Source organism: Serratia sp. AKBS12 (assembly GCF_024793895.1).
In the GTDB taxonomy this organism is placed as follows: Bacteria; Pseudomonadota; Gammaproteobacteria; order Enterobacterales; family Enterobacteriaceae; genus Serratia_F.
The window spans coordinates 61,740-84,382 of sequence record NZ_JANUSB010000005.1 but is presented as its reverse complement, the minus strand read 5'-3'; the positions used below and the strand labels follow the sequence as shown (position 1 = coordinate 84,382).

At 57.5% G+C, this 22,643-nt stretch carries 20 protein-coding genes; 10 read left to right on the top strand and 10 right to left on the bottom strand.

Annotation, left to right across the window (positions count from 1 at the left end; genetic code table 11):
* Positions 1–54 precede the first annotated feature (54 nt).
* From rpe to trpS, 3 genes are read left to right on the top strand one after another with little or no spacing between them, the layout of a single operon-like run.
* A complete protein-coding gene (rpe, locus tag NYE85_RS03420; protein WP_259002946.1) occupies positions 55–732 on the top strand; it encodes a ribulose-phosphate 3-epimerase in 678 nt (225 codons plus the stop codon).
* Positions 725–1,423, top strand: a complete 699-nt coding sequence (locus NYE85_RS03415; RefSeq protein ID WP_259002945.1) for a phosphoglycolate phosphatase — start codon at positions 725–727, stop codon at positions 1,421–1,423. The genes rpe and NYE85_RS03415 overlap by 8 nt, the downstream gene beginning before the upstream one ends.
* Positions 1,424–1,425: 2 nt before the next feature.
* Positions 1,426–2,430, top strand: coding sequence for a tryptophan--tRNA ligase (trpS, locus tag NYE85_RS03410; protein ID WP_259002944.1), 1,005 nt, complete (start codon positions 1,426–1,428; stop codon positions 2,428–2,430).
* Between the two features lie 69 nt (positions 2,431–2,499).
* On the opposite strand, the gene cysG is transcribed toward trpS, so the two are convergent.
* From cysG to nirB, 4 genes are read right to left on the bottom strand one after another with little or no spacing between them, the layout of a single operon-like run.
* Positions 2,500–3,903, bottom strand: a complete 1,404-nt coding sequence (cysG, locus tag NYE85_RS03405) for a siroheme synthase CysG (RefSeq protein ID WP_259002942.1) — start codon at positions 3,901–3,903, stop codon at positions 2,500–2,502.
* A gap of 49 nt (positions 3,904–3,952) precedes the next feature.
* Positions 3,953–4,753, bottom strand: coding sequence for a nitrite transporter NirC (gene nirC, locus NYE85_RS03400; protein WP_259002940.1), 801 nt, complete (start codon positions 4,751–4,753; stop codon positions 3,953–3,955).
* A 42-nt stretch (positions 4,754–4,795) separates the two neighbouring features.
* Positions 4,796–5,131, bottom strand: a complete 336-nt coding sequence (gene nirD / locus NYE85_RS03395) for a nitrite reductase small subunit NirD (RefSeq protein ID WP_259002938.1) — start codon at positions 5,129–5,131, stop codon at positions 4,796–4,798.
* Positions 5,128–7,677 carry a nitrite reductase large subunit NirB gene (nirB, locus tag NYE85_RS03390; RefSeq protein WP_259002936.1) on the bottom strand — a complete coding sequence of 850 codons (2,550 nt, stop codon included), beginning with the start codon at positions 7,675–7,677 and terminating at the stop codon, positions 5,128–5,130. Before nirB ends, nirD begins: the two co-directional genes overlap by 4 nt.
* Before the next feature lie 324 nt (positions 7,678–8,001).
* Here nirB and codB point away from each other — a divergent pair, with 324 nt between their 5' ends.
* Positions 8,002–9,255: a cytosine permease gene (gene codB, locus NYE85_RS03385; protein WP_259002935.1), complete on the top strand. Its 1,254-nt coding sequence runs from the start codon at positions 8,002–8,004 to the stop codon at positions 9,253–9,255.
* Entirely contained in the window at positions 9,242–10,525 is a 1,284-nt protein-coding gene (locus NYE85_RS03380) for a cytosine deaminase (RefSeq protein ID WP_259002928.1), read from the top strand. Before codB ends, NYE85_RS03380 begins: the two co-directional genes overlap by 14 nt.
* Positions 10,526–10,643: 118 nt before the next feature.
* Here the strand turns inward: NYE85_RS03380 and tsgA are convergent, their stop codons facing one another.
* The 6 genes from tsgA to NYE85_RS03350 form a co-directional block, all read right to left on the bottom strand.
* Positions 10,644–11,828: an MFS transporter TsgA gene (gene tsgA, locus NYE85_RS03375; protein ID WP_259002927.1), complete on the bottom strand. Its 1,185-nt coding sequence runs from the start codon at positions 11,826–11,828 to the stop codon at positions 10,644–10,646.
* Between the two features lie 186 nt (positions 11,829–12,014).
* On the bottom strand, positions 12,015–12,995 hold the full coding sequence (locus NYE85_RS03370; RefSeq protein ID WP_259003090.1) for a LacI family DNA-binding transcriptional regulator: 981 nt from the start codon (positions 12,993–12,995) through the stop codon (positions 12,015–12,017).
* A gap of 493 nt (positions 12,996–13,488) precedes the next feature.
* The gene (locus NYE85_RS03365) at positions 13,489–14,799 is read right to left on the bottom strand and encodes a 6-phospho-beta-glucosidase (RefSeq protein WP_259002926.1); all 1,311 of its coding nucleotides are present in this window, start codon (positions 14,797–14,799) and stop codon (positions 13,489–13,491) included.
* Positions 14,796–15,134, bottom strand: a complete 339-nt coding sequence (locus NYE85_RS03360) for a PTS lactose/cellobiose transporter subunit IIA (protein ID WP_259003089.1) — start codon at positions 15,132–15,134, stop codon at positions 14,796–14,798. The genes NYE85_RS03365 and NYE85_RS03360 overlap by 4 nt, the downstream gene beginning before the upstream one ends.
* Positions 15,135–15,158: 24 nt before the next feature.
* Positions 15,159–16,484, bottom strand: a complete 1,326-nt coding sequence (locus NYE85_RS03355; RefSeq protein WP_259002925.1) for a PTS sugar transporter subunit IIC — start codon at positions 16,482–16,484, stop codon at positions 15,159–15,161.
* A gap of 19 nt (positions 16,485–16,503) precedes the next feature.
* Entirely contained in the window at positions 16,504–16,809 is a 306-nt protein-coding gene (locus NYE85_RS03350) for a PTS sugar transporter subunit IIB (protein ID WP_259003088.1), read from the bottom strand.
* 321 nt (positions 16,810–17,130) lie between these two features.
* On the opposite strand from NYE85_RS03350, the gene ppiA reads away from it, so the two are divergent.
* The 5 genes from ppiA (at position 17,131) to NYE85_RS03325 (ending at position 22,567) form a co-directional block, all read left to right on the top strand.
* Positions 17,131–17,700: a peptidylprolyl isomerase A gene (gene ppiA / locus NYE85_RS03345; protein WP_259002924.1), complete on the top strand. Its 570-nt coding sequence runs from the start codon at positions 17,131–17,133 to the stop codon at positions 17,698–17,700.
* A gap of 168 nt (positions 17,701–17,868) precedes the next feature.
* Positions 17,869–19,554 carry a sensor histidine kinase gene (locus tag NYE85_RS03340; protein WP_259002922.1) on the top strand — a complete coding sequence of 562 codons (1,686 nt, stop codon included), beginning with the start codon at positions 17,869–17,871 and terminating at the stop codon, positions 19,552–19,554.
* A complete protein-coding gene (gene btsR / locus NYE85_RS03335; RefSeq protein WP_259002921.1) occupies positions 19,554–20,279 on the top strand; it encodes a two-component system response regulator BtsR in 726 nt (241 codons plus the stop codon). The genes NYE85_RS03340 and btsR overlap by 1 nt, the downstream gene beginning before the upstream one ends.
* 130 nt (positions 20,280–20,409) lie before the next feature.
* Entirely contained in the window at positions 20,410–21,933 is a 1,524-nt protein-coding gene (locus tag NYE85_RS03330) for a DUF853 domain-containing protein (RefSeq protein ID WP_259002920.1), read from the top strand.
* A gap of 58 nt (positions 21,934–21,991) precedes the next feature.
* Complete coding sequence (locus tag NYE85_RS03325; protein WP_259002919.1) at positions 21,992–22,567, top strand: aminodeoxychorismate synthase component II; 576 nt, start codon at positions 21,992–21,994, stop codon at positions 22,565–22,567.
* The last annotated feature ends 76 nt before the right edge of the window (positions 22,568–22,643 follow it).

The following is a 22,643-nucleotide window of genomic DNA, read 5'->3' as shown; positions in this document are numbered from 1 at the left end:
GGAACAGGCAGGCACCCCGGCGTATAATAATTACCCCTACGTTTGGAGAAGCGGATGAAAAAGTTTTTGATTGCCCCGTCCATTCTGTCGGCAGATTTTGCCCGGTTAGGCGAGGACACGGCCAACGTGCTGGCAGCAGGAGCCGACGTGGTGCATTTTGACGTGATGGACAACCATTACGTGCCCAACCTGACCATCGGCCCGATGGTGTGCCAGGCGCTGCGCAATTACGGTATCACCGCGCCGATTGACGTACACCTGATGGTGAAGCCGGTTGACCGTATCATCCCGGACTTTGCCAACGCAGGCGCCAGTTATATCTCTTTCCATCCTGAAGCCTCCGAACATGTCGATCGCACCATTCAATTGATCAAAGAGCACGGCTGCAAGGCCGGGCTGGTCTTCAACCCGGCCACTCCGTTGAGCTATCTGGATTACGTGATGGATAAAATTGACGTGATCCTGCTGATGTCGGTCAATCCTGGCTTCGGCGGCCAATCGTTCATTCACGGCACGCTCGACAAGCTGCGACAGGTACGTAAGCTGATCGACGACAGCGGTCGTGATATCCGTCTGGAAGTCGACGGCGGGGTCAAGGTGGACAATATCGCGGAAATCGCCGCCGCAGGGGCTGACATGTTTGTCGCCGGTTCGGCGATTTTCGGCAAGCCCGATTACCGCACGGTGATCGACGAGATGCGCAGTGAATTGGCGAAGGTGACGCATGGCTGATTTTTCGGCCATTCGCGGTCTGGCCTTTGATCTCGATGGTACGCTGGTGGATAGCGCACCGGGCCTGGCAGCCGCCATTGACATGGCGTTGATGGAACTGGGCTGTTCACCGGCCGGCGAGGCTCGCGTGGGGACCTGGATCGGCAACGGCGCCGATGTGCTGGTGCAACGCGCCCTGCGCTGGGCCGAACGTGACGCCAACCCGGAGCTCGGTCAACAAATGCGCGCCCGCTTCGATCACTTTTATGCACAAACCGTCAGCAGCGGCAGTCGCCTGTTCCCGCAGGTGCGGTCCACGCTAGCGCAGTTGGCGGCCGCAGGTTACCCGATGGCGTTGGTGACCAACAAGCCGACGCCGTTTGTTGCCCCGCTGTTGCAGACACTGGGGATCTTCGACTATTTCTCGCTGATCATCGGTGGCGATGATGTCATCGAGAAAAAACCGCACCCGGCGCCGCTGTATCTGGTGCTCGGCAAGCTAGGCCTGCATGCCAGTCAACTGCTGTTCGTCGGCGATTCGCGCAATGATATCCAGGCGGCGCAGGCGGCAGGTTGCCCGAGCGTTGGCCTGACATATGGTTATAACTACGGTGAAGCGATTGCTCTGAGTCATCCGGATCGGGTGCTGGAACGCTTTGCCGATTTGCTGCCCGCCCTTGGGCTGTCATCTTTAGAGAATCAGGAAATGTAAACATGAGTAAGCCCATCGTATTTAGCGGCGCACAGCCGTCCGGCGAACTGACCATTGGCAACTACATGGGTGCACTGCGTCAGTGGGTACATTTGCAGGACGATTACGACTGCATCTACTGCATCGTTGATTTACATGCGATTACCGTGCGTCAGGACGCGGAAACCCTGCGCAAGGCCACGCTGGATACGCTGGCGCTGTATCTGGCCTGCGGTATCGATCCGAACAAGAGCACCATCTTCGTGCAGTCGCACGTGCCGGAACACACCCAGTTGAGCTGGGCGCTGAACTGCTACACCTATTTCGGCGAACTGAGCCGCATGACCCAGTTCAAGGACAAGTCCAGCCGTTATGCAGAGAACATCAACGCCGGCCTGTTCAGCTATCCGGTACTGATGGCGGCGGACATTCTGCTGTATCAAACCAATCAGGTTCCGGTGGGTGAGGATCAGAAACAGCATCTGGAGCTGAGCCGCGACGTGGCCTCCCGCTTCAACGCACTGTACGGCGAGATCTTTAAAGTACCTGAGCCGTTTATTCCCAAGTCCGGCGCGCGCGTGATGTCGTTGCAGGAACCAACCAAGAAAATGTCCAAGTCGGACGATAACCGTAACAACGTGATCGGCCTGCTGGAAGATCCGAAAGCGGTGACCAAAAAGATCAAACGTGCGATGACCGACTCCGACGAACCACCGGTTATTCGTTATGATGTGGCGAACAAGGCCGGGGTGTCCAACCTGCTGGATATTCTGTCGGGCGTCACTGGCAAGCCTATCGCGGAGCTGGAAGCCGAATTTGAAGGGCAAATGTACGGCCACCTGAAAGGTGCGGTTGCCGATGCGGTCTCCGGCATGCTGAGCGAGTTGCAGGTGCGTTACCATCAGTTCCGTAACGACGAAGCCTATTTGCAGCAGGTGATGCGTGAGGGTGCGGCCAAAGCCCGTGCTCGCGCGCAGGAAACGCTGAGCAAGGTCTATCAGGCCATCGGGTTTGTGACACAGCCGTAAGTGTGACGCTAGCCACAGGGCGCGACATATCTCGCCCCGTGTATCAGGCCGGGCTTGCCCGGCCTTTTGCTAGGCCATTTTTGCCAAATCCGGCACGGCGCTGTGGCTGGCAAACCAGTTCAATTTGCTGCGCAGGCTCACCACGCTGCCGACGATAATCAGGCTTGGACTGGCGGCCTGCTTTGCCAATGATGCCAACTGGGCCAGTTCCCCTTCGATAACCCGCTGGCGGCAAGACGTGCCGTTTTCCACCAGCGCCACCGGCGTAGTACCGGCCATGCCGTGCGCCTGCAATTGTCGTTGGATTTCAGCCGCCTGCGTCAGTCCCATGTAGAACACCAGCGTCTGCCGGTCTGCGGCCAGCGTTGCCCAGTCCAGGTCGCCATCGGCCTTGGCGTGGCCGGTAACCAGCCGGACGCTCTGCGCATGATCGCGGTGGGTGAGGGGGATCCCGCTATAGGCCGAACAGCCCGATGCAGCGGTAATGCCGGGCACCACCGAGAACGGAATATCGCCATCGGCCAAGGTTTCCAACTCCTCGCCGCCGCGGCCGAAGATAAACGGATCGCCGCCTTTCAGCCGGACCACGCGTTTGCCTTGCTGCGCCTGTTCGAGCAGGATGTGGTTGATCTGCTCCTGCGGTACGCAATGCTGTCCGGCGCGCTTGCCAACAAAAATGCGTTCGGCGTCGCGCCGTACCAATGCCATCACCTCGTCGGACACCAGTCGGTCGTACATCACTACATCGGCCTGCTGCATCTGTTGCAGGCCTTTTAGCGTCAGCAGGCCGGCATCACCAGGCCCGGCACCCACCAGCACCACTTCCCCGCGCGTTTGCCGCGGCGTGTCGAATAGTTCTTCGGTCTGGCGTGCCGCCAGTGCGGCATCGTTATTGGCCAGCGATTGTGCCAGGCGATGGTGGCTGAACAGTTTTTCCCAAAAGCGACGGCGATCGGCCGGATTGGCGAAGTGCTGTTTCACACGCTGGCGCAGGGTTCCGCCCCAATGGGCCAGGCGACCGAGATGCTGTGGCAGCATCGCCTCCAGCTTTTCTCGCAGCAGGCGTGCCAGCACCGGCGCTTTACCGCCGGAAGAAACGGCTACCATGATTGGTGAGCGGTCGATAATCGACGGCATAATGAAACTGGCGCGTTTCGGATCGTCCACCACATTGCAGAATACCCGTTGCTGATTGGCGCACTGATAGACCAGGGCGTTGACTTCCACGCGGTCAGTGGCGGCGATCGCCAGCCATTTTTCCGCCAGCAAATCAGCGCTGAATTCACCGGCCACCAGCGTCAGTCGGCCTTCGGTGGCCCATTGCTGAAATTGCAGATTGAATTCGCAGGCGTTGACGGTCAGTGCCGCCCCGGCATCCAGCAACAGACGCGCTTTGCGTTCGGCGACTTCCCCGCCGCCCACCAGCAGGCAAGCCTTGTGTTGCAGTTGGCAAAATATAGGTAGGTAATCCATCAGCAATCCTCAGGGAAGGCGGCAAAAGGGGGCGTCAAGCCCCCCGATATTACGCGGTTTGACGTGTATTGGCGCGCTCGGCCTGCGGACGCTGGGCGCGCGGCGTGGCGTACCAATAGCCGAGGCCCATGAACACGGCGCCGGAAACCATATTGCCCAGTGTTACCCACAGCAGGTTATGGCCGATGCCACCCAGCGTATAGGCATCGCCGTGCTGACCGAACCAGGAAAGGGCGAACAGCGTCATGTTGGCGACCGAGTGCTCATAGCCGGAGGCGATGAAGGCCAGCAGGCACCACCAGATTGCGATGAATTTTGCGGCGCCTTCAACGCGCAGCGCCATCCAGATCGCCAGGCAGACCAGCCAGTTACACAGCACGCCCTTGAAGAACAGCACGCTCGCAGGCGCGGTGGTTTTCGCCAGCGCTACGCCATGAACCAGGCTGGTATCTACCGGCAGCAGGCTGCCGCCGCCGTAATAATACATCAATGCCACCAGCACCGAGCCAATCAGATTACCCAGCCAGGTCTGCGGTAGCACTGCCCACATTTGGCTATGGCTGATGGTGCCGGCCTTGACGCCGAGCGTCAGAAACATGGTGTGGCCGGTGAACAGCTCTGAACCGGCAATGATCACCAGCGTCAGCGCGATGCCGAAGGTAGCACCCATCACCAGCGGCCGAATCGACGGATCCACCAGATTGCCCAGGGTAAAAATCAGAATGATACCAAGGCCGACGTAGGCGCCGGCCATTGCCGAACCGATCCAGAATCCGAGCGGGCTCTCTTTCGCCAGTTTGACGATGCGCGCCGCGTTGGCGGCACATTTATTGATGGTGTCGGTAAACATGGTTTTTCCCTAAAGTTTAAATGATTCTTGCCTGGCCGGCGCTTACCGGCCTGCGCTGGCTACCTGTACCACGCCGTCGACTACGCGGCAGGCGAACGGCATTACCGAGCGGCTTTCATCTTCCATGCAGAAGCCGTCGTGCAGGCGGAAGTGCTGTTTTTTCAGCGGGCTGGCCACCCATAACTCACCCTGATGTTCGGCGATCAGGCCGCGCGACAGCACGCTCGACTGGGCAAAGGGGTCGATGTTGCTGATGGCGAACACCTGCTCGTCGGCGTAGGGGCGGAACACCGCCACCTGCTGTTCGCCAATCAGGGCGCACACGCCGGTAGCGGGCAGGATATCGGCGATTGGGCAAACGTTAATCCACTGGCTCATGCAATCTTCTCCTCGGTTTCAAGCAGCGTGACAGGGATGCGTTCGTCAGGGCGTGCCGGACGGTGCTGTTCGCGCTCGGCGACCATTTGTACGTTCGGGTCGCGCTGGCTGCTGTTGATAAAGTGGGCAAAACGTACCTGTGATTCAGGGTGCTGTACGGTTTCGTTCCACTCGCAGATCACCGCTTCGCGCAGGCGGGCAATTTCCGCTTCCAGTTGTGCGTTGATACCCAGCTTGTCGTCGACGATCACCTTGCGCAGATAATCGATGCCGCCGTCGAGGCTTTCCAGCCATACCGAAGTACGTTGCAGCTTATCGGCGGTGCGAATATAGAACATCATGAAACGGTCGAGGTAACGCACCAGCGTTTCGCGATCGAGATCGGCCGCCAGCAAATCGGCATGGCGTGGTTTCATGCCGCCGTTGCCGCAGACGTACAGGTTCCAGCCGTTTTCGGTGGCGATGATGCCGACGTCCTTACCCTGCGCTTCAGCGCACTCGCGGGTACAGCCGGAAACGCCGAACTTCATTTTGTGCGGGGTACGAATACCTTTGTAGCGGTGTTCAAGCGTTACGCCAAAGCCGACGCTGTCGCCGACGCCGTAGCGGCACCAGGTGCTGCCAACGCAGGTTTTCGCCATCCGCAGCGCTTTGGCATAGGCGTGGCCGGTTTCAAAGCCGGCGTCAATCAGCTTGGCCCAGATGGCCGGCAGATCGTTTTTCTGTGCGCCGAACATGCCGATGCGCTGCGAGCCGGTCATTTTGGTGTAGAGGTTGTACTCCTTGGCAATCTTGCCAATGGCCACCAGGCCATCCGGCGTGATCTCGCCACCGGCGGAGCGTGGGATCACCGAATAGGTGCCGTCCTTCTGAATATTGCCGAGGAAGTTGTCGTTGGTATCCTGTAGCGGCGTATGCTGCGGTTTGAGAATGTACTCGTTCCAGCAGGAGGCCAGCAGCGAGCCGATGGTCGGCTTGCAGACTTCACAACCGTAGCCTTTGCCGTATTTTGCCAGCAATGCGTCGTAGGACTTGATGCCCTCGACGCGGATCAGGTGGTACAGCTCCTGGCGCGAATAGGCGAAGTGTTCGCACAGGTGGTTGTTGACCTCAATGCCCTGCTTGCTCAGCTCGGCATTCAGCACTTGGGTAATCAACGGGATACAGCCGCCACAGCCGGTACCGGCCTTGGTTTCGGCCTTGATGGCTGCCACGGTATGACAGCCCATGGCCACAGCGTTGATGATGTCACCTTTGCTGACGTCGAAACAGGAGCAAATTTGCGCGCTTTCCGGCAATGAGTCGACGCCGATGGCCGGTTTGCTGCCAGCGTGCGCAGGCAGGATCAGGCTGTCAGGGTTTTCCGGCAGTTCGATGCGATTCAACGCCAGTTGCAGCAGATTGCCGTAGTCGCTGGTGTCGCCAACCAGTACCGCGCCGATCAGCGTTTTGTTATCGGCGCTGACCACGATACGTTTGTAGACTTCTTGGTTTTCATCCAGATAGACGTAGCTGTGTGCGCCTTCGGTGCGGCCATGTGCGTCGCCGATGCCGCCGACGTCGACGCCCAGTAGCTTCAGCTTGGCACTCATGTCGGCGCCACTGAAGGTATTTTCACGGTTCAGCAGGTGATCGGCCGCCACCTGGGCCATTTTGTAACCTGGTGCCACCAGGCCAAAAGTGCGTTCCTGCCATGAGGCGCATTCGCCGATGGCGTACACGTCGGGATCGGACGTCTGACAACTGTCGTTGATAACGATGCCGCCGCGGCGCGCGGTCGCCAACCCGCACTGGTGCGCCAGCTTGTCCTGGGCGCGGATGCCGGTGGAGAACACGATAAAATCGACTTCCAGCGAGCTGCCGTCGGCGAACTGCATGGTTTTGCGTGCGTTCTGGCCGCTGTGGACGATCTCCTGAGTGTTTTTGCCAGTGTGGACTTTGACCCCCATGCGTTCAATCTTGCGACGCAGTTGATCGCCACCCATCGGATCGAGCTGTTCGGCCATCAGCACTGGAGCGAACTCGATCACGTGGGTTTCGACGCCCAGGCTTTTCAGCGCGCCGGCGGCCTCCAGACCGAGCAACCCACCACCGACTACGGCCCCGCGCTTGCTGCGGCGCGCGCAGGCTTCGATGGCGTTGAGATCTTCAATAGTGCGGTAAACGAAACAGTCCTGGCCTTCAGCGCCTTTGATTGGCGGGATCCAGGGGTAGGAGCCGGTGGCCATGATCAGTTTGTCATAGTACACCGTGCGACCGGTATTGGAATGGATCACCTTTTCGCCACGGTTGATGGTGATGGCGCGTTCGCCCACCAGCACGCTGACGTTATGCTTTTCGTAAAATCCCTCGCGCACCAGTGAAAGCTCTTCGGCGGTATGGTGAGAGAAATAGGACGACAGGTGTACGCGATCGTAAGCGATGCGCGGTTCTTCGCAAAAAACGGTGATGTCGAAGTGGTCAGGGCCTGCTTTATCCAGCAGATCTTCGATGAATCGGTGGCCGACCATGCCATTCCCGATGACAGCAAGTTTGACTCTGCTCATTATTGCCTCAAAATTCTGATTTCCTAGCGTTACCTTATTCCTCCCGGTCGGCGACTTATTGATGTAAATCAAGAGTAGTTTCATATACCTCTAAGGTGTTATATCAATGATTTTTATCGATAATTGATAAGTTGCGGTTTTTATTCAACTTTGGCTGAATCGTGACAGTTAAAGATAATTCTACTTATTCTGGAGTAACGCTGAAGTATTTCCCTCTAACGCCGAAGCTGGCACAGCCATTGCTTGACGAAAACGATTGCTTTCGACGCGTCGCGTTATAAACTGCGGCGGTTTTTTTATCAGCACAGGGGAGGAACACCACGCATGACACCGGATAACAATTTCAGTCAGCAGCAAGTGCCGGCAACGGCGCGTAAAGGGGCAATGGCATTGACGTTTGTGATGCTGGGGCTGACTTTTTTCTCTGCCAGTATGTGGACCGGTGGTGCGCTGGGCACCGGGCTGAACTATCACGATTTCTTTTTGGCGGTGCTGATCGGCAACCTGCTGCTGGGCGTCTACACTGCCTGTCTGGGCTATATTGGTGCAAAAACCGGGCTGACCACCCATCTGTTGGCGCGTTTTTCTTTTGGCGTGCGTGGTTCGTGGCTGCCTTCGCTGTTACTGGGTGGGACGCAGGTCGGCTGGTTTGGCGTTGGCGTGGCGATGTTTGCCATCCCGGTTGGCAAGGCCACCGGCTGGGATGTCAACTGGCTGATTGCGCTGTCCGGCGTGCTGATGACCATCACGGTGCTGTTCGGCATTTCCGCGTTGACCCTTCTTTCTGCCATTGCGGTGCCGGCTATTGCGTTGCTCGGCAGTTATTCGGTGTGGCTGGCGGTGCAGCACGCTGGCGGTATGGATGCGGTGCGCCACATCATACCGGCACAGCCGCTGGATTTTAACGCTGCGCTGGCGATGGTGATCGGTTCGTTTATCAGCGCTGGCACTTTGACCGCAGACTTCGTGCGTTTTGGCCGCAGCGCCAAAATGGCGGTATTGGTGGCGTTGGTGGCCTTCTTCCTCGGTAATTCGCTGATGTTCATTTTTGGTGCAGCCGGCGCCGCGACGCTCGGTATGGCCGATATTTCCGATGTGATGTTTGCGCAGGGCTTATTGTTGCCGGCGATCGTGGTGCTGGGGCTGAATATCTGGACCACCAACGACAACGCGCTGTACGCTTCCGGTTTGGGATTCGCCAATATTACCGGCTGGTCGAGCAAAACCCTGTCGATGATCAACGGTGCCATCGGCACACTCAGCGCGCTGTGGCTGTATAATAACTTCGTTGGCTGGCTGACGTTTCTGTCGGCGGCCATTCCACCGATCGGCGGGGTGATCATTGTCGACTATCTGGCTAACCGGCAGCGTTATCTGGCGTTTGCGCAGGCGCAGATGATGAACGTTAACTGGGTGGCGATTCTGGCGGTGGCGATTGGCGTTGCGGCAGGGCACTGGTTGCCGGGCATCGTGCCGATCAATGCAGTGCTGGGCGCGGCGTTGAGCTATGCCGTACTGAACCCGCTGGCAAACCGCCAGTTCATACAACATATCAAGGAGCAGCATGCCGGTGAATAAATTGAAATATATCGATAACCTGCGCCTCGGCGGGCACGAAGGGCTGTGGCAGCTGGCGATCGAGCAGGGGCGCATCGCCCATATCATTCCGCAGCCGGAAGGGCAGGAGTGGCGCAGCGATACGCTGGATGCCGAAGGCGGGCTGGCGTTGCCGGCATTTGTCGAGCCGCATATCCATCTGGACACCACCCAGACCGCCGGGCAGCCGGCCTGGAACCAGTCCGGCACGCTGTTTGAAGGTATTGAGCGTTGGGCGGAGCGCAAGGCGTTGCTGAGTCATGAAGACGTCAAACAGCGCGCCTGGCAAACGCTGAAATGGCAAATCGCCAATGGCATCCAGTATGTGCGCACCCACGTCGACGTGTCGGATCCTACGCTGACCGCGTTGCGAGCCATGCTGGAAGTGAAACAGGAGGTCGCGCCGTGGGTCACGCTGCAAATCGTTGCCTTCCCGCAGGAAGGCATTCTTTCCTATCCCAACGGCGAAGCGTTGCTGGAAGAGGCGTTACGCCTCGGCGCGGACGTGGTTGGCGCCATCCCGCACTTTGAATTCACTCGCGAATACGGCGTTGAGTCGCTGCATAAAGCCTTCGCACTGGCGCAAAAATACGATCGGCTGGTGGATGTGCACTGCGACGAAATTGACGACGAGCAGTCACGCTTTGTGGAAACCGTTGCGGCGCTGGCGCTGAAGCTGGATATGGGCGACAAGGTCACCGCCAGCCATACCACGGCGATGCACTCTTACAACGGTGCCTATACCTCGCGGTTGTTTCGCCTGCTGAAGCTGTCTGGCATCAACTTCGTTGCCAACCCGCTGGTTAATATTCATCTGCAGGGGCGTTTCGACAGTTATCCCAAACGTCGCGGTATCACGCGGGTAAAAGAGATGCTGGAAGCAGATATTAATGTCTGCTTCGGCCACGATGACGTATTCGATCCGTGGTATCCGCTGGGCACCGCCAATATGTTGCAGGTGCTGCATATGGGGCTGCACGTGTGTCAATTGATGGGCTACGGGCAGATTGATGACGGGCTGAAGCTGATTACCAGCCACAGCGCCCGTACGCTGCACCTGCAGGATTACGGTCTGACGGCGGGTAACAGTGCCAACCTGGTGATTTTGCCGGCGGAAAGCGGCTTTGACGCGGTACGTCGCCAGACACCGGTACGCTATTCCGTTCGTCAGGGCGCGGTGATAGCCGAAACGCGTCCAGCAGAAACCACACTCTATCTGGCCTGCGAAGAGAAGGTTGATTTCCGTCGCTAACCGGTGATTACCGGTCCAAAAGGGCGCGGTAAGCGCCCTTTTGGCTGGTGATAATGGCAGGGCATGGGCAGAGCCTGCCGGTGGAGCGGTTTTCTGTCCCACCGGCTTTACGGGGTTATCAGTGGGTGACGTGGCCGTGGCTGCGGTGTTTGGTCACAAAGCCCAACAGCAGACACATCACGAACACTGCCAGATACAGACCGTTGGCGGTCGTCAGTGCGGCATGCGCGCCGCCCTTGGCCACGATTGGACCGGTGACGACAAAGGTCAGCATGGTGCCGATGGTGCCGCAGGTCAGGATAAAGTTGACCAGTTTCGGCGAAGATACCTTGGTCTGCAGTGAACCGAGGGTGATAAGCGTGGTGTAGATTGCGCTGGAAACGAAGCCCAGAGCCATGATGTAGTATGCCAGATGCTGCGGGTTATCGCTGCTGACAAACAGGTACATGGCACCGGTGGCCAATGCCGCCAGCACGGTGACGATGCGTTGCAGGTCAAAGAAGCGCAGCACAAAGCTGAACACCCACATGCCAATCATGTAAGACGTCCAGAAGTCGCTGACCAATTTACCGGCCTGGTTGATGTCCATGCCGAAAGATTTGGTGGCATATTCCGGCACCCATTGAATGAAGCCCAGTTGGCCGAGGATATAGCACAGCGCGGCGACCGACAGAAACAGCACGCCAATTCCCCACTTTTCTTTGGTGGCCGGGGCGCCGCTCTTGTCACCCTTATGGCCCAGAACCGGGAAGTCAGAGCACAGGGTCAGCACGAAAATTGCCACGTACAGCAGGCCGATGCAGGCATATACCCAATACCAACCGATGTGACGCGCCAACAGCATGGCGGCAACAATGGGGAAAATCATCCCGGCCATGCTGAAGAAGGAGTCGGTAAACAGCAGGCGTGAGCCGCGCTGGCGACCGGAGTAAATATGGGTGATCAGGAAGGTACCGATCGACATGGTGATGCCGCTGACCACGCCAAGAATGAACATGCAGATGGAAAACATGGTCAGGCTTTTGCCGACCATCAGGCCGATTACCGCCAGTACCATCAGCAGAAAACCAAAGATCAACTGACGCTTGAGCGGGATGATTTCCATTAGCCAGGCGTTAAGGAAAATAGAGATCAAAATGCCTGCGTTCAGGAAGGTGAAGGTATTGCTCATGCTGGAAACCGGCAGGTTAAAATATTCTGCAATGTTTCCCATCACCATCCCTGTGACGATCACTAAAGCACCGGTCAGCGCATAGGAAAAAAAGCTGATCCAGGTAAGCCGGATACGGTTGCTGTCATTCATTGAATAAGCCTGATTGGTATGTGGATTGGTCTGTGGGCAGCGGAATGCCGCTTTTTCTGGGTAGACGCAGTAAACGTGTCGATCCGGCTGCCAAGTGGCGGATCCTAGCATAGCTCAGGCCGTTTTATGTGATGCTCGTTATATTTTCTATGCAATGCGTGTAATCGCTACCGATAATTTCGTGACTTATACCGTCGGTGGTTCAACCGAGTCACGTGGAATCACGATGGGGGTGAATGTCACCGCCGGCGTTTCCGGCGCGATCAGCAAACGGGTGGCGAACTGCGCCATTTCGGCAATCGGGAAGTGCACGCTGGTCAACGCCGGACGCATAAATTGCGCCCGTTCGCCGCTGTCATAGCTGATCAGCGCAATATCCTGTGGCACGCTCAGGCGATGCTCGTTAATCGCCAGCAGCGCGCCAATGGCCATTTCTTCGTTGCAGCAATATATCGCCGTTGGCAGGGTGGTACCGCATAACAGCCGATCGGCACAACGATAGCCGCTTTCCAGGTCGTACGCGCCCTCCAGACAGGCCAACGGCGTCAGCATCGCCGCTTGCATTGCCTGCTCAAATCCCAGTATGCGCAACCGGCTGGAGGCACGCTGGCGCGGCCCACTGATGCAGGCGATGCGCCGGTGTCCTGCATCAATCAACTGCTGAGTCGCCATGCGACTGGCACGCATATGGTCAAAGGTCACACAGCGGTCCTCCAGGCCGGGCACGAGACGGTCGAGCAATACAAAGCGATGCCGCTCCTCCGCCAACTGGCGTAAGCGCCGATCGCTGAGGTAACGCACGTGCAAAATCACCCCGTCGCAGCGCAGACTGAATAAGCGCTGGATGGCGTGCAGCTCGTTTTCCGCACTGTTGCGCCCCTGTGTCACCAATAGCTGTTTGCCGTGGGTTTCTGCTTCTCCCTGCACAAAATCCATCAGCATGCCAAAGAAACCGCCACGATAAGAGGTGGTCACCAAGCCCAGCGTATTGCTGTGGCTGGACGCCAGCGCGCGCGCGGCGGGATTGGGGGTATACCCCAGTTGCGCGATCGCCTGTTCAACTTTTTCGCGCGTTGGCGCCTTGACGTTGCTGTCGCCATTGACCACGCGCGATACCGTGGCGCGGGATACGCCCGCCAGAGCGGCTACATCTTCCAGTGTCACCATATACCCTTCGTCTTTCGAGCTGCCTCGTTGTTGGCTGCGCACGCGAACCCCGGTCACTTGGTATGGCCAAGCTCCCGGGGCTTCTTATGCTTGCCGCCTAGACGCAACTCGAAATCCATTGGGTATCCTCCGGTTTTCCTCGAGCTGCCTCGTTGTTGGTTGCGTACGTGAAACCCGGTCGCTGGGTACGGCCAAGCTCCCGGGGCTTCTTATGCTTGCCGCCTAGACGCAACTCGAAATTCATTGGGTATCCTCCGGTTTTCTTCGAGCTGCCTCGTTGTTGGTTGCGTACGTGAACCCCGGTCACTGGATACGGCCAAGCTCCCGGGGCTTCTTATGCTTGCCGCCTAGACGCAACTCGAAATCCATTGGGTATCCTCCGGTTTTCCTCGAGCTGCCTCGTTGTTGGCTGCGCACGCGAACTCGTTGTTGGTTGCGCACGCGAACCCCGGTCACTGGGTATGGCCAGGCCTTGTGCCATTATGATGACCATTTAACCATCAAACTGCGGCAAATACGCCTTATTGGCGGCCAATACGTCGTCCAGCAGCGGCTGTGCGATCCTGGCGCTGGCAATCAGCGGGTGTGTCACCAGTGCCAGCAGCCCGCTACGGCGATCGCCATGCACCGCGGCCTCGATGGTCAGTCGCTCGTAGGACTTCACCTGCTGGGTTAGCGCCTGCATGGTATCCGGCAGCGGGCCGAAGGCCAGCGGATGGGCGCCTTGCGCATCAATCACGCAGTTGGTTTCTATCACGGCGTCGTCCGGCAAACCGCGAATGGCGCCACGGTTTGCGGTATTGACCACCAATTGCGTGCCAAGATTATTGTGGATCGCACGAATCAGTTCCAGCGCCACTTCGGAATAAAAGGCGCCACCGCGGAAGCTGAGCTGCTCCGGTTTACTATCGAGATGCGGATCGGCATACAGCTCAAACAGCTCTTTTTCCACCTGCATCACCTGTTCGGCGCGGGTGCCGCGGTCGGCGGCGGCGGCGATCTCTTCATCCAGCATCTCCTGCGTCTGGTAGAAATAGCGGTGATACGGACAGGGAATTGCCTGGAGGGCCCGCAGGAACTCTGGCGGCCAGGGTTCCTCCTTGATGTTGTTCATGGTCAGCGCCGCGCCGTCGCACAGCATATCAATCACTTTGCCGGTCATGTCGCGACCGTTTTGCAGCACCTGATGCACCCAGACCATATGATTCAACCCGGCGAAGCGCAGGTGAAGATCTTGAGACGGCGCCTGCAGCATGTTGGCAATCATGTGGTGCATGCTGATGGGCACATTGCACAAGCCAATGATTTTTGCCTTGGTATAACGGGAAACGGCTTCGGTTACCATGCCTGCCGGATTGGTAAAATTGATGATCCAGGCATCCGGTGCCAATTGTTCGACCTTGCGTGCAATGTCCAGCATCACTGGAATTGTACGCAGCGCCTTGGCGAAGCCGCCAACGCCGGTGGTTTCCTGGCCGATCAGGTGATATTTAAGCCCCAGGCGTTCATCGGCGGCGCGTGCGGGCAACTGGCCAACGCGGAACTGGGTCAGTACGAACCGTGCGCCGCGAATCGCCTCGTCCAGCGAAAAATGCACGCTGACTTTCACCTGTTCCAAGCCGTGGCGCGCCAGCATGCGTTTGGTCAATGCGGCGATGATTGCCACTTTTTCACGACCCGGCTCGACGTCAACCAGCGCCAGTTCGCTGACCGGCAGTTGATCAATACGCTGGATCAGGCCTTCAACCAGCTCCGGCGTGTAACTGCTACCGCCACCGATAATGGCGATTTTCAGCGAATTCATAAAGCAGTCTCCCGTTGCGCCTGACGGCGATAGAGTTCAATCATGTCGTCGGCCAGATCCTGAATCACCATGGCATTCATCAGGTGGTCCTGGGCGTGGACGGTTATCAGATTTATCGCCAGCTTGCCGCAGCCCTCATCCAGGCCAATAAGCCGGGTCTGAATGCGATGAGCTTGTTTTACCGCCTCTTTCGAGTCGGCCATGTGTGCGGCGCAAGCGTTGAATTCACCGGCCCGCGCCTGTTGCAGCGCCATCAGTGCGCTACTGCGTGCGCTACCGGCGAACACCAGCAGCTCCATAATCGTGCTTTCAAAATCAGGGCTGTCTATGGTCATGGCTCCACTCACACTATTCTCCTGTTATTGTGCGGACGCCGCATCGGACGCGGTGCGCTCGGTTTCGATCTGTTGCCGTTCCTGCGCCAGCAACTGCTTTTCATAGACTTTGAAGAATGGCAGCCAAATGGCGAAATCGATCGTCATCAGCAGTACGACCAGCAGCGCGGCGCGGATATCCCATGATGCGGAGATCATGGCACCGAGCGGTGCAGGCGCAGTCCACGGCGCCATGGCGACCATTTTTTCCACCAAATCCCAGTGCAGGGCAAAATAGGCCAGCGTGGCGTTGATCATCGGGACTACGATCAGCGGGATAAACAGCGTTGGGTTCATCACCACCGGCGAACCAAACAGCAGCGGTTCGTTGATGTTGAACACCGCCGGTACCACGCTCAGTTTGCCGATGGTGCGTAAATGGATGGAGCGGCTGCGGAGATACAGTAAGGCCAGCACCAGCGTGGATCCCGAGCCGCCGATGCAAACGTAAAACGACCAGAAGGGGGCGGTCAGCGTCTGAGTGGTGGCGGCACCGTGCGCCACCAGCGCGGCGTTGGTGGCCAGGTTGGCCATAAAAATCGGGTTGAGCAGGCCGGTGACGATATTGTCGCCATGTATGCCGGCGAACCACAGCAGATTGGCGATCAACACCGCCAGCAGAATGGCTGGCAGCGTATCGCCGACGGCGATCAGCGGCTGGAACAGTTGCATGATTGCCGCTGGCAGTAACAACTGGAATTCGCTCTGCATCAGAATGCTTAGCGGGTATACCGTCAATAAAATGCCGACCACCGGATACAGCAGCTCAAACGAACGGGCAATTGCGGGTGGCACCTGTTCCGGCATACGCAGGGTGATATTGTATTTCTTCAACAAACGGATCAATTCCACCGACCAGATGGCGCACAGCAGGGCGGTGAACACCCCCTGGCCGCCCAGAAAGTCGAGCGACATCTTGTTGTCGACCTGCGGCGCCGCGGCCAGCAGGAACGCCATCAGCGACAGCAGGCCTGCGGTCAGCGCGTCCAGACCATAGTGCTTTGCCAGACTGTAGGCGGTGCCAACGGCAACAAACACGCTCATCAGGCCCATGGTCATAAAGAACGGTAAGGTGATGGTGTTCCAGTGGTTTTTGGCAAAGCCGAGCCAGGCGCGGCCGAAGCTGGAGGAGGTATTGGCGTCAAACGGCGGGTTGGCGACGATCAGCATGATGCTGCCGACAATCAGAAACGGCATGGCGCAGATAAAACCGTCGCGAATGGCAATGATATGGCGCTGGCTGCCGATCCTGCCGGCCAGCGGCGCGATATGGCTTTCCACCACGCGCATAAGGGAAGCATACAGGCTCATGATGTTCTCCGCCGCCGCGTCAGGCGATCAGGTTGAGGGCGTGATCCAGCACCTTGTCGCCGCGCATGGTGCCGTAATCCATCATGTCGATCACCGCGACGGGCAAACCGTACGGTTCGGCGATTTTGTTAAAACGCGCCAGTTCATATTTTACCTGCGGCCCCAGCAACACCACGTCGGCATTGGGCAGTTCAGCCTCAAATTCGGCAGCGGGCACCGCTTTGATCTCAATGACCAGTTGCCGTTTCGCCGCTTCGTCCTGCATGCGTTTGACCAGCATGCTGGTGGACATTCCCGCCGCGCAGCACAGCACTATTCTTTTCATCATTACTCTCCGTTGAAATCGTTATTTTTATTGGCATTTGCCAAATGAGAGCGCTCTCATTTCTGCTAAGGGTAGCGGGAATGTAAAATCAAAACGGGAGATGGCTCGCAAAAATCACCGAAGCTGCCAATCAGGCAAATAATGCGTGACCGGCTTGGCAAAAACGGATGAGACGATCATACTTTTGGCAAGAAAAACGGGACGGTGTCAGAAAGGTCCCACATTTGAGTAAATATAAGTAAATGGCTGGCACTCACCGGTACAGCTCTTTAGAATCAATGCGCTTTTCCGTTGTTTGTCTCTCAGAGAAAGGACCCGTTCATGTTCAAACGTACTTTAGTGACCTTCGTTGCGCTGTGTTCCCTGACAGCAATGGCACCGGCCGCCTTCGCCGCTGGTGAAACCCACGTCATGCTGACCACCTCGGCCGGGAATATAGAATTGGCGCTCGACAGTCAGAAAGCACCGGTATCAACCCAGAACTTCGTTGATTACGTGAACAGCGGTTTTTACAACAACACCGTTTTCCACCGTGTCATCCCTGGTTTTATGGTGCAGGGTGGCGGCTTCACGGCGGATATGCAGCAGAAAACGCCAAAGGCACCGATCAAGAATGAGGCGGATAACGGCCTTCGCAACCTGCGTGGCACTATCTCCATGGCGCGTACTGCAGATAAAGACAGCGCCACCAGCCAGTTCTTCCTCAACGTGGCGGATAACGCTTTCCTCGATCACGGCCAGCGTGATTTTGGCTACGCGGTATTTGGCAAAGTGGTGAAGGGCATGGAAGTGGTGGACAAGATTTCCCAGGTGCCTACGGGCAACGTCGGCCCTTATCAGAATGTACCTACCAAACCGGTAGTGATTTTGTCGGCCAAAGTACTGCCTTAAGCTTTTTGTGCCGGTTCCCGCCTGGGAACCGGCGTGCGTTGCCCTTCCCGTTCGAAGCTTTGCCTGCATCACTGTTTTATTCATTCGTACATGCTTTAATCGCCATCCTATAACCAGACCGGATACCCGGCGTCTATCTGCTGTTCTTGTTCAGGATGAGCCGTTGTTATGTTTGAATTCAACCAGGTTCTGCTGCTATTGCAGCAAATGTGCGTCTACCTCGTTATTGCCTATTTGTTAAGCAAGACCCCGCTGTTTATCCCGTTGATGCAGGTGACGATCCGCTTGCCGCACAAGCTGCTGTGCTACGTCATCTTTTCGGTATTTTGCATCATGGGCACCTATTTCGGTTTGCATATCCAAGACTCGATCGCCAACACGCGAGCCATTGGCGCGGTGCTGGGCGGTTTGTTGGGCGGGCCTTCGGTCGGTTTTCTGGTGGGATTGACCGGTGGGCTGCACCGTTACACGCTGGGAGGCATGACCGATGTTGCCTGCGCGGTATCCACCATTGCCGAAGGCCTGGTGGGAGGGCTGGTGCATAGTGCGGCAATGCGACGCGGCCGGATCGATTTACTGTTCAACCCGCTGTTTGTCGCCGGCGTCACCTTTGCCACCGAAGTGCTGCAAATGGCGATTATTCTGGCCATCGCCCGGCCATTTGGCGAAGCGCTGCGGTTGGTGGAGCACATTGCCTTGCCGATGTTGATCGCCAATACCGTGGGGGCGGCGATGTTCATGCAAATTCTGCTGGATCGGCGCGCCATGTTCGAAAAATACACCAGCGCCTTTTCCTCCAAGGCGCTGAAGCTGGCTGAACGTACCGAGGGCATTCTGCGCCAGGGCTTTGATCGGGAAAACAGCATGAAAGTGGCGCGAATTATCTACCAGGAACTGGGCATCGGCGCAGTGGCGATTACCGATCGTGACCAGTTGCTGGCGTTCATCGGCATTGGCGACGATCACCATCTGCCAGGGACGCCGATCTCTTCCGCGCATTCTCACCGCGCCATCGACAATAACGAAGTGGTGTATGCCGATGGCAACGAGCTGTCGTACAGTTGTTCGATCAGCAACAATTGCAAACTGGGCTCTACGCTGGTGATCCCGCTGCGCGGCGAAAATCAGCGGGTAATCGGCACCATCAAGCTGTATGAGCCGAAAAGCAGGTTATTCAGCACCATCAACCGGACGCTGGGTGAAGGCATCGCCAGCCTGCTCTCGGCGCAGATCATGGCCGGCCAGTACGAGCGCCACAAGCAGCTGCTGGCGCAGTCGGAAATCAAGCTGCTGCATGCGCAGGTGAACCCGCACTTTTTGTTTAACGCGCTCAATACGCTGGTAGCGGTGATTCGCCGTGACGGCGATCGCGCCTGTGAACTGGTACAGTACCTCTCTACGTTTTTCCGCAAGAATCTCAAGCGCTCGGACGACGAGGTGACGTTGGCGGATGAAATTGAACATGTGAATGCCTATCTGCAAATTGAAAAGGCGCGTTTTGCCGATCGGCTGGAAATAGCCGTGTCGTTGCCGGAACAGTTGCTGGCGGTGCGTCTGCCGGCCTTTTCGTTGCAGCCGATCGTGGAAAACGCCATCAAACATGGCACATCGCAACTGCTGGGGGTCGGCAGGATCGACATCGGCGCCCGTTGTGAGGGAGAGCAGCTGTTATTGCAGATCACCGATAACGCCGGTTTGTTTCAGGCGAAAACGCCCGGTAACGGCCTGGGGATGAATCTGGTGGATAAACGCATTCGCGTGCGTTATGGCGAGGGTTATGGCGTACAGGTGTGTTGCGAGCCGGAAGCCTATACCTGCATCACGCTTAACCTACCGATGGCGAGGGTGGCCTGATGCTGAATGTATTGATTGTCGACGATGAACCCTCGGCCCGTGACAACTTGCGCCATTTGCTGGAGGCGGAGGAGGGCGTGGCCATCGTCGGCGAAAGCGCCAACGCGATAGAAGCCATCAGCCAGATCCACCGCCTGCAACCGGACGTGGTGTTCCTGGATATTCAGATGCCGCGTATCAGCGGGCTGGAGTTGGTCGGTATGCTCGACCCTAACCGGATGCCGTACATCGTGTTTCTCACCGCCTATGATGAATACGCGCTGCAGGCGTTTGAACAGCATGCCTTTGACTACCTGCTAAAACCGGCCGAGCCGCAACGCTTGAACAAAACCCTGCAACGGCTGCAACAGCGCCGTGTACCGCAGGATATTGCAGCACTGCCGGAAAGCGAGGGTTATCTGAAATACATCCCCTGCACCGGCCATAGCCGCATTTACCTGCTGCGTTTCGAGGAGGTGGTCGCCATCCGTTCGCGCTCAAGCGGCGTCTACGTGGTGCGCAATGACGGCATGGAGTGCTTTACCGAACTGACGCTGCGCACGCTGGAGAACCGCACGCCGCTGGTGCGTTGCCATCGGCAGTATCTGGTCAATCTGGAGCTGGTGCGGGAAATCCGCTTTGACGACAGCGGCGCGGCAGAAATGATAATGCCGGTCGGCGATCCGGTGCCGGTCAGCCGCCGCTATCTTAAATCTCTGAAAGAGGAGCTGGGGCTGCGGGGATAGGCGTGGGCAGGCGTCACGCCGCGCTTGGTGACACATCGTTTCGTTTGCCCTTGACGCGATCGGGCCGCGCTTATAGCTTTATGGCATCCACAGGTGCGTTTGCGCCGCGTCAGCGTCAAAGGAAAAGAAAATGAGTGAAGCACGGATTATCGCCAAAGCGATGAAAGACGGAAAACCAGTGCAGGATCTGGTGATTTTACCGGCCTTGGCCAATCGCCACGGCCTGATCACCGGCGCCACCGGCACAGGTAAAACCGTGACGCTGCAAAAAATGGCCGAGCAGTTCTCCCGCCTTGGCGTGCCGGTCTTTTTATCGGACGTTAAAGGCGACCTGTCGGGCATCGGCACCGAGGCGGTGCCAAATGAAAAACTGCAGGCGCGGCTGGCGGCGATCGGCGTGACCGATTGGCAACCGCAAGCCTGCACGATTATTCCGTGGGACATATACGGTGAGAAAGGCCACCCGATCCGCGCCACCGTGTCCGATCTTGGCCCACTGTTGCTGGCGCGTCTGCTGGATCTGAACGAGGTGCAAAGCGGTGTGCTGCAGTTGGTGTTCAAGATCGCCGACGACAACGCCTTGCTGCTGCTGGATATGAAAGACCTGCGCGCCATGGTGCAGTACGTCGGCGACAACGCCAAGCAGTTCCAGACCCAATACGGCAATATTTCTGCCGCCTCGGTCGGTGCCATTCAGCGCGGGCTGTTGACGCTGGAAGAGCAGGGTGCCAATCAGTTCTTTGGCGAACCGATGCTCGACATCAACGATCTGATGAAAACCGATGCCAAAGGCCACGGTAATATCAACCTGCTGGCGGCAGACAAGCTGATTAACCAGCCAAAACTCTACTCGGTCTTTCTGCTGTGGCTGCTGGCCGAGCTGTTTGAACATTTGCCGGAAGTGGGCGATCCGCAACAGCCGAAACTGGTCTTTTTCTTTGATGAAGCGCATCTGTTGTTCAACGACGCGCCGCCGGCGCTGCTGACCAAGATTGAGCAGGTGGTACGCCTGATCCGCTCAAAAGGCGTCGGCATCTATTTTGTTACGCAAAACCCGCTGGATATTCCCGACAGCGTGCTGGGCCAGTTGGGCAACCGTGTGCAACACGCGCTGCGTGCCTTTACGCCACGCGATCAGAAAGCGGTAAAAGCGGCGGCGCAGACCATGCGCGCCAACCCCGATTTTGATGCGGAAACGGCGATTACCGAACTTGGGGTTGGTGAAGCGCTGGTATCGTTCCTGGATGAAAAAGGGCGACCCAACGTGGTGGAGCGGGCAATGGTGATCGCGCCGGAGTCGAAAATGGGCATGCTGGGCGCCGACGGGTTGAACAGCGCGATCAATAAATCGCCGCTGTATGGTCGCTATGAAGATATGGTCGATCGCGAGTCTGCCTATGAAAAACTGTCCTCGGAAGGGTTTGCCACCATAGGCACGCCGCAACCGGGGCAACCGGCGCAGAAACCGGCACCGGATGCGGCCGGTGGTGGCCTGATGGGCGGTTTGAACGATCTTCTGTTCGGCTCTACCGGTCCGCGTGGCGGCAAGCGCGACGGTATTGTCCAGACGGCGGCCAAGAGTATGGCACGCGACCTCGGCAGGCAGATTTTGCGTGGCGTGTTGGGGTCGATTATGGGTGGCCGTAAAAAGTAAGCGGAAAATTTCGTCAGCAGCAGTAAACTAGCGCAGCTTTTTTTTGCCTGGACATGTCATGCTGCTGCTGATCGATAACTACGACTCTTTCACCTACAACCTGTACCAATACTTCTGCCAGTTGGGCGCCGAAGTGTTGGTCAGACGCAACGATGAATTGCAACTGGCCGATATTGAACGGCTTGCGCCACAGCGGCTGGTGATTTCACCCGGCCCGTGCACGCCGAATGAGGCGGGCATTTCTCTCGCCGCCATTCGCCACTTTGCCGGGAGGCTGCCAATTCTGGGCGTGTGCCTCGGCCATCAGGCATTAGGACAGGCTTTTGGTGCCACGGTGGTACGCGCCCGTCAGGTAATGCATGGCAAGACCTCAGCCATTCGACACGGCAACAGCGGCGTTTTCGCTGGGCTGAACAATCCGTTGACCGTGACCCGTTATCACTCGCTGGTGCTGGAAGCCGCCACGTTGCCGGACTGTTTTGAGGTGACCGCCTGGAGTGAGCGCGGCGGCGAACGTGACGAAATCATGGGGATTCGCCATCGTCAACTGGCGCTGGAAGGGGTGCAGTTCCACCCGGAAAGCATTCTCAGCGAACAGGGGCACCAATTGCTGGATAATTTCCTTAAAAGTTAGCAGGTTATGATTTTTTTCCCTTTTCTGGTGATTTAGGTTTGCCCTTGTTTGGTTTTTTATGCATATTTTGTGATTA

Excerpts from the sequence above, each read along its gene's own strand:
- nirB (WP_259002936.1), bottom strand. The coding sequence starts at position 7,677 with ATGAGCAGAGTCAAACTTGCTGTCATCGGGAATGGCATGGTCGGCCAC.
- NYE85_RS03365 (WP_259002926.1), bottom strand. The coding sequence starts at position 14,799 with ATGAATTCGCTGAAAATCGCCATTATCGGTGGCGGTAGCAGTTACACG.
- NYE85_RS03350 (WP_259003088.1), bottom strand. The coding sequence starts at position 16,809 with ATGAAAAGAATAGTGCTGTGCTGCGCGGCGGGAATGTCCACCAGCATG.
- NYE85_RS03355 (WP_259002925.1), bottom strand. The coding sequence starts at position 16,484 with ATGAGCCTGTATGCTTCCCTTATGCGCGTGGTGGAAAGCCATATCGCG.
- codB (WP_259002935.1), top strand. The coding sequence starts at position 8,002 with ATGACACCGGATAACAATTTCAGTCAGCAGCAAGTGCCGGCAACGGCG.
- cysG (WP_259002942.1), bottom strand. The coding sequence starts at position 3,903 with ATGGATTACCTACCTATATTTTGCCAACTGCAACACAAGGCTTGCCTG.
- nirC (WP_259002940.1), bottom strand. The coding sequence starts at position 4,753 with ATGTTTACCGACACCATCAATAAATGTGCCGCCAACGCGGCGCGCATC.
- NYE85_RS03330 (WP_259002920.1), top strand. The coding sequence starts at position 20,410 with ATGAGTGAAGCACGGATTATCGCCAAAGCGATGAAAGACGGAAAACCA.
- NYE85_RS03325 (WP_259002919.1), top strand. The coding sequence starts at position 21,992 with ATGCTGCTGCTGATCGATAACTACGACTCTTTCACCTACAACCTGTAC.
- NYE85_RS03380 (WP_259002928.1), top strand. The coding sequence starts at position 9,242 with ATGCCGGTGAATAAATTGAAATATATCGATAACCTGCGCCTCGGCGGG.
- rpe (WP_259002946.1), top strand. The coding sequence starts at position 55 with ATGAAAAAGTTTTTGATTGCCCCGTCCATTCTGTCGGCAGATTTTGCC.
- NYE85_RS03360 (WP_259003089.1), bottom strand. The coding sequence starts at position 15,134 with ATGACCATAGACAGCCCTGATTTTGAAAGCACGATTATGGAGCTGCTG.
- trpS (WP_259002944.1), top strand. The coding sequence starts at position 1,426 with ATGAGTAAGCCCATCGTATTTAGCGGCGCACAGCCGTCCGGCGAACTG.
- NYE85_RS03340 (WP_259002922.1), top strand. The coding sequence starts at position 17,869 with ATGTTTGAATTCAACCAGGTTCTGCTGCTATTGCAGCAAATGTGCGTC.
- NYE85_RS03415 (WP_259002945.1), top strand. The coding sequence starts at position 725 with ATGGCTGATTTTTCGGCCATTCGCGGTCTGGCCTTTGATCTCGATGGT.
- ppiA (WP_259002924.1), top strand. The coding sequence starts at position 17,131 with ATGTTCAAACGTACTTTAGTGACCTTCGTTGCGCTGTGTTCCCTGACA.
- tsgA (WP_259002927.1), bottom strand. The coding sequence starts at position 11,828 with ATGAATGACAGCAACCGTATCCGGCTTACCTGGATCAGCTTTTTTTCC.
- nirD (WP_259002938.1), bottom strand. The coding sequence starts at position 5,131 with ATGAGCCAGTGGATTAACGTTTGCCCAATCGCCGATATCCTGCCCGCT.
- btsR (WP_259002921.1), top strand. The coding sequence starts at position 19,554 with ATGCTGAATGTATTGATTGTCGACGATGAACCCTCGGCCCGTGACAAC.
- NYE85_RS03370 (WP_259003090.1), bottom strand. The coding sequence starts at position 12,995 with ATGGTGACACTGGAAGATGTAGCCGCTCTGGCGGGCGTATCCCGCGCC.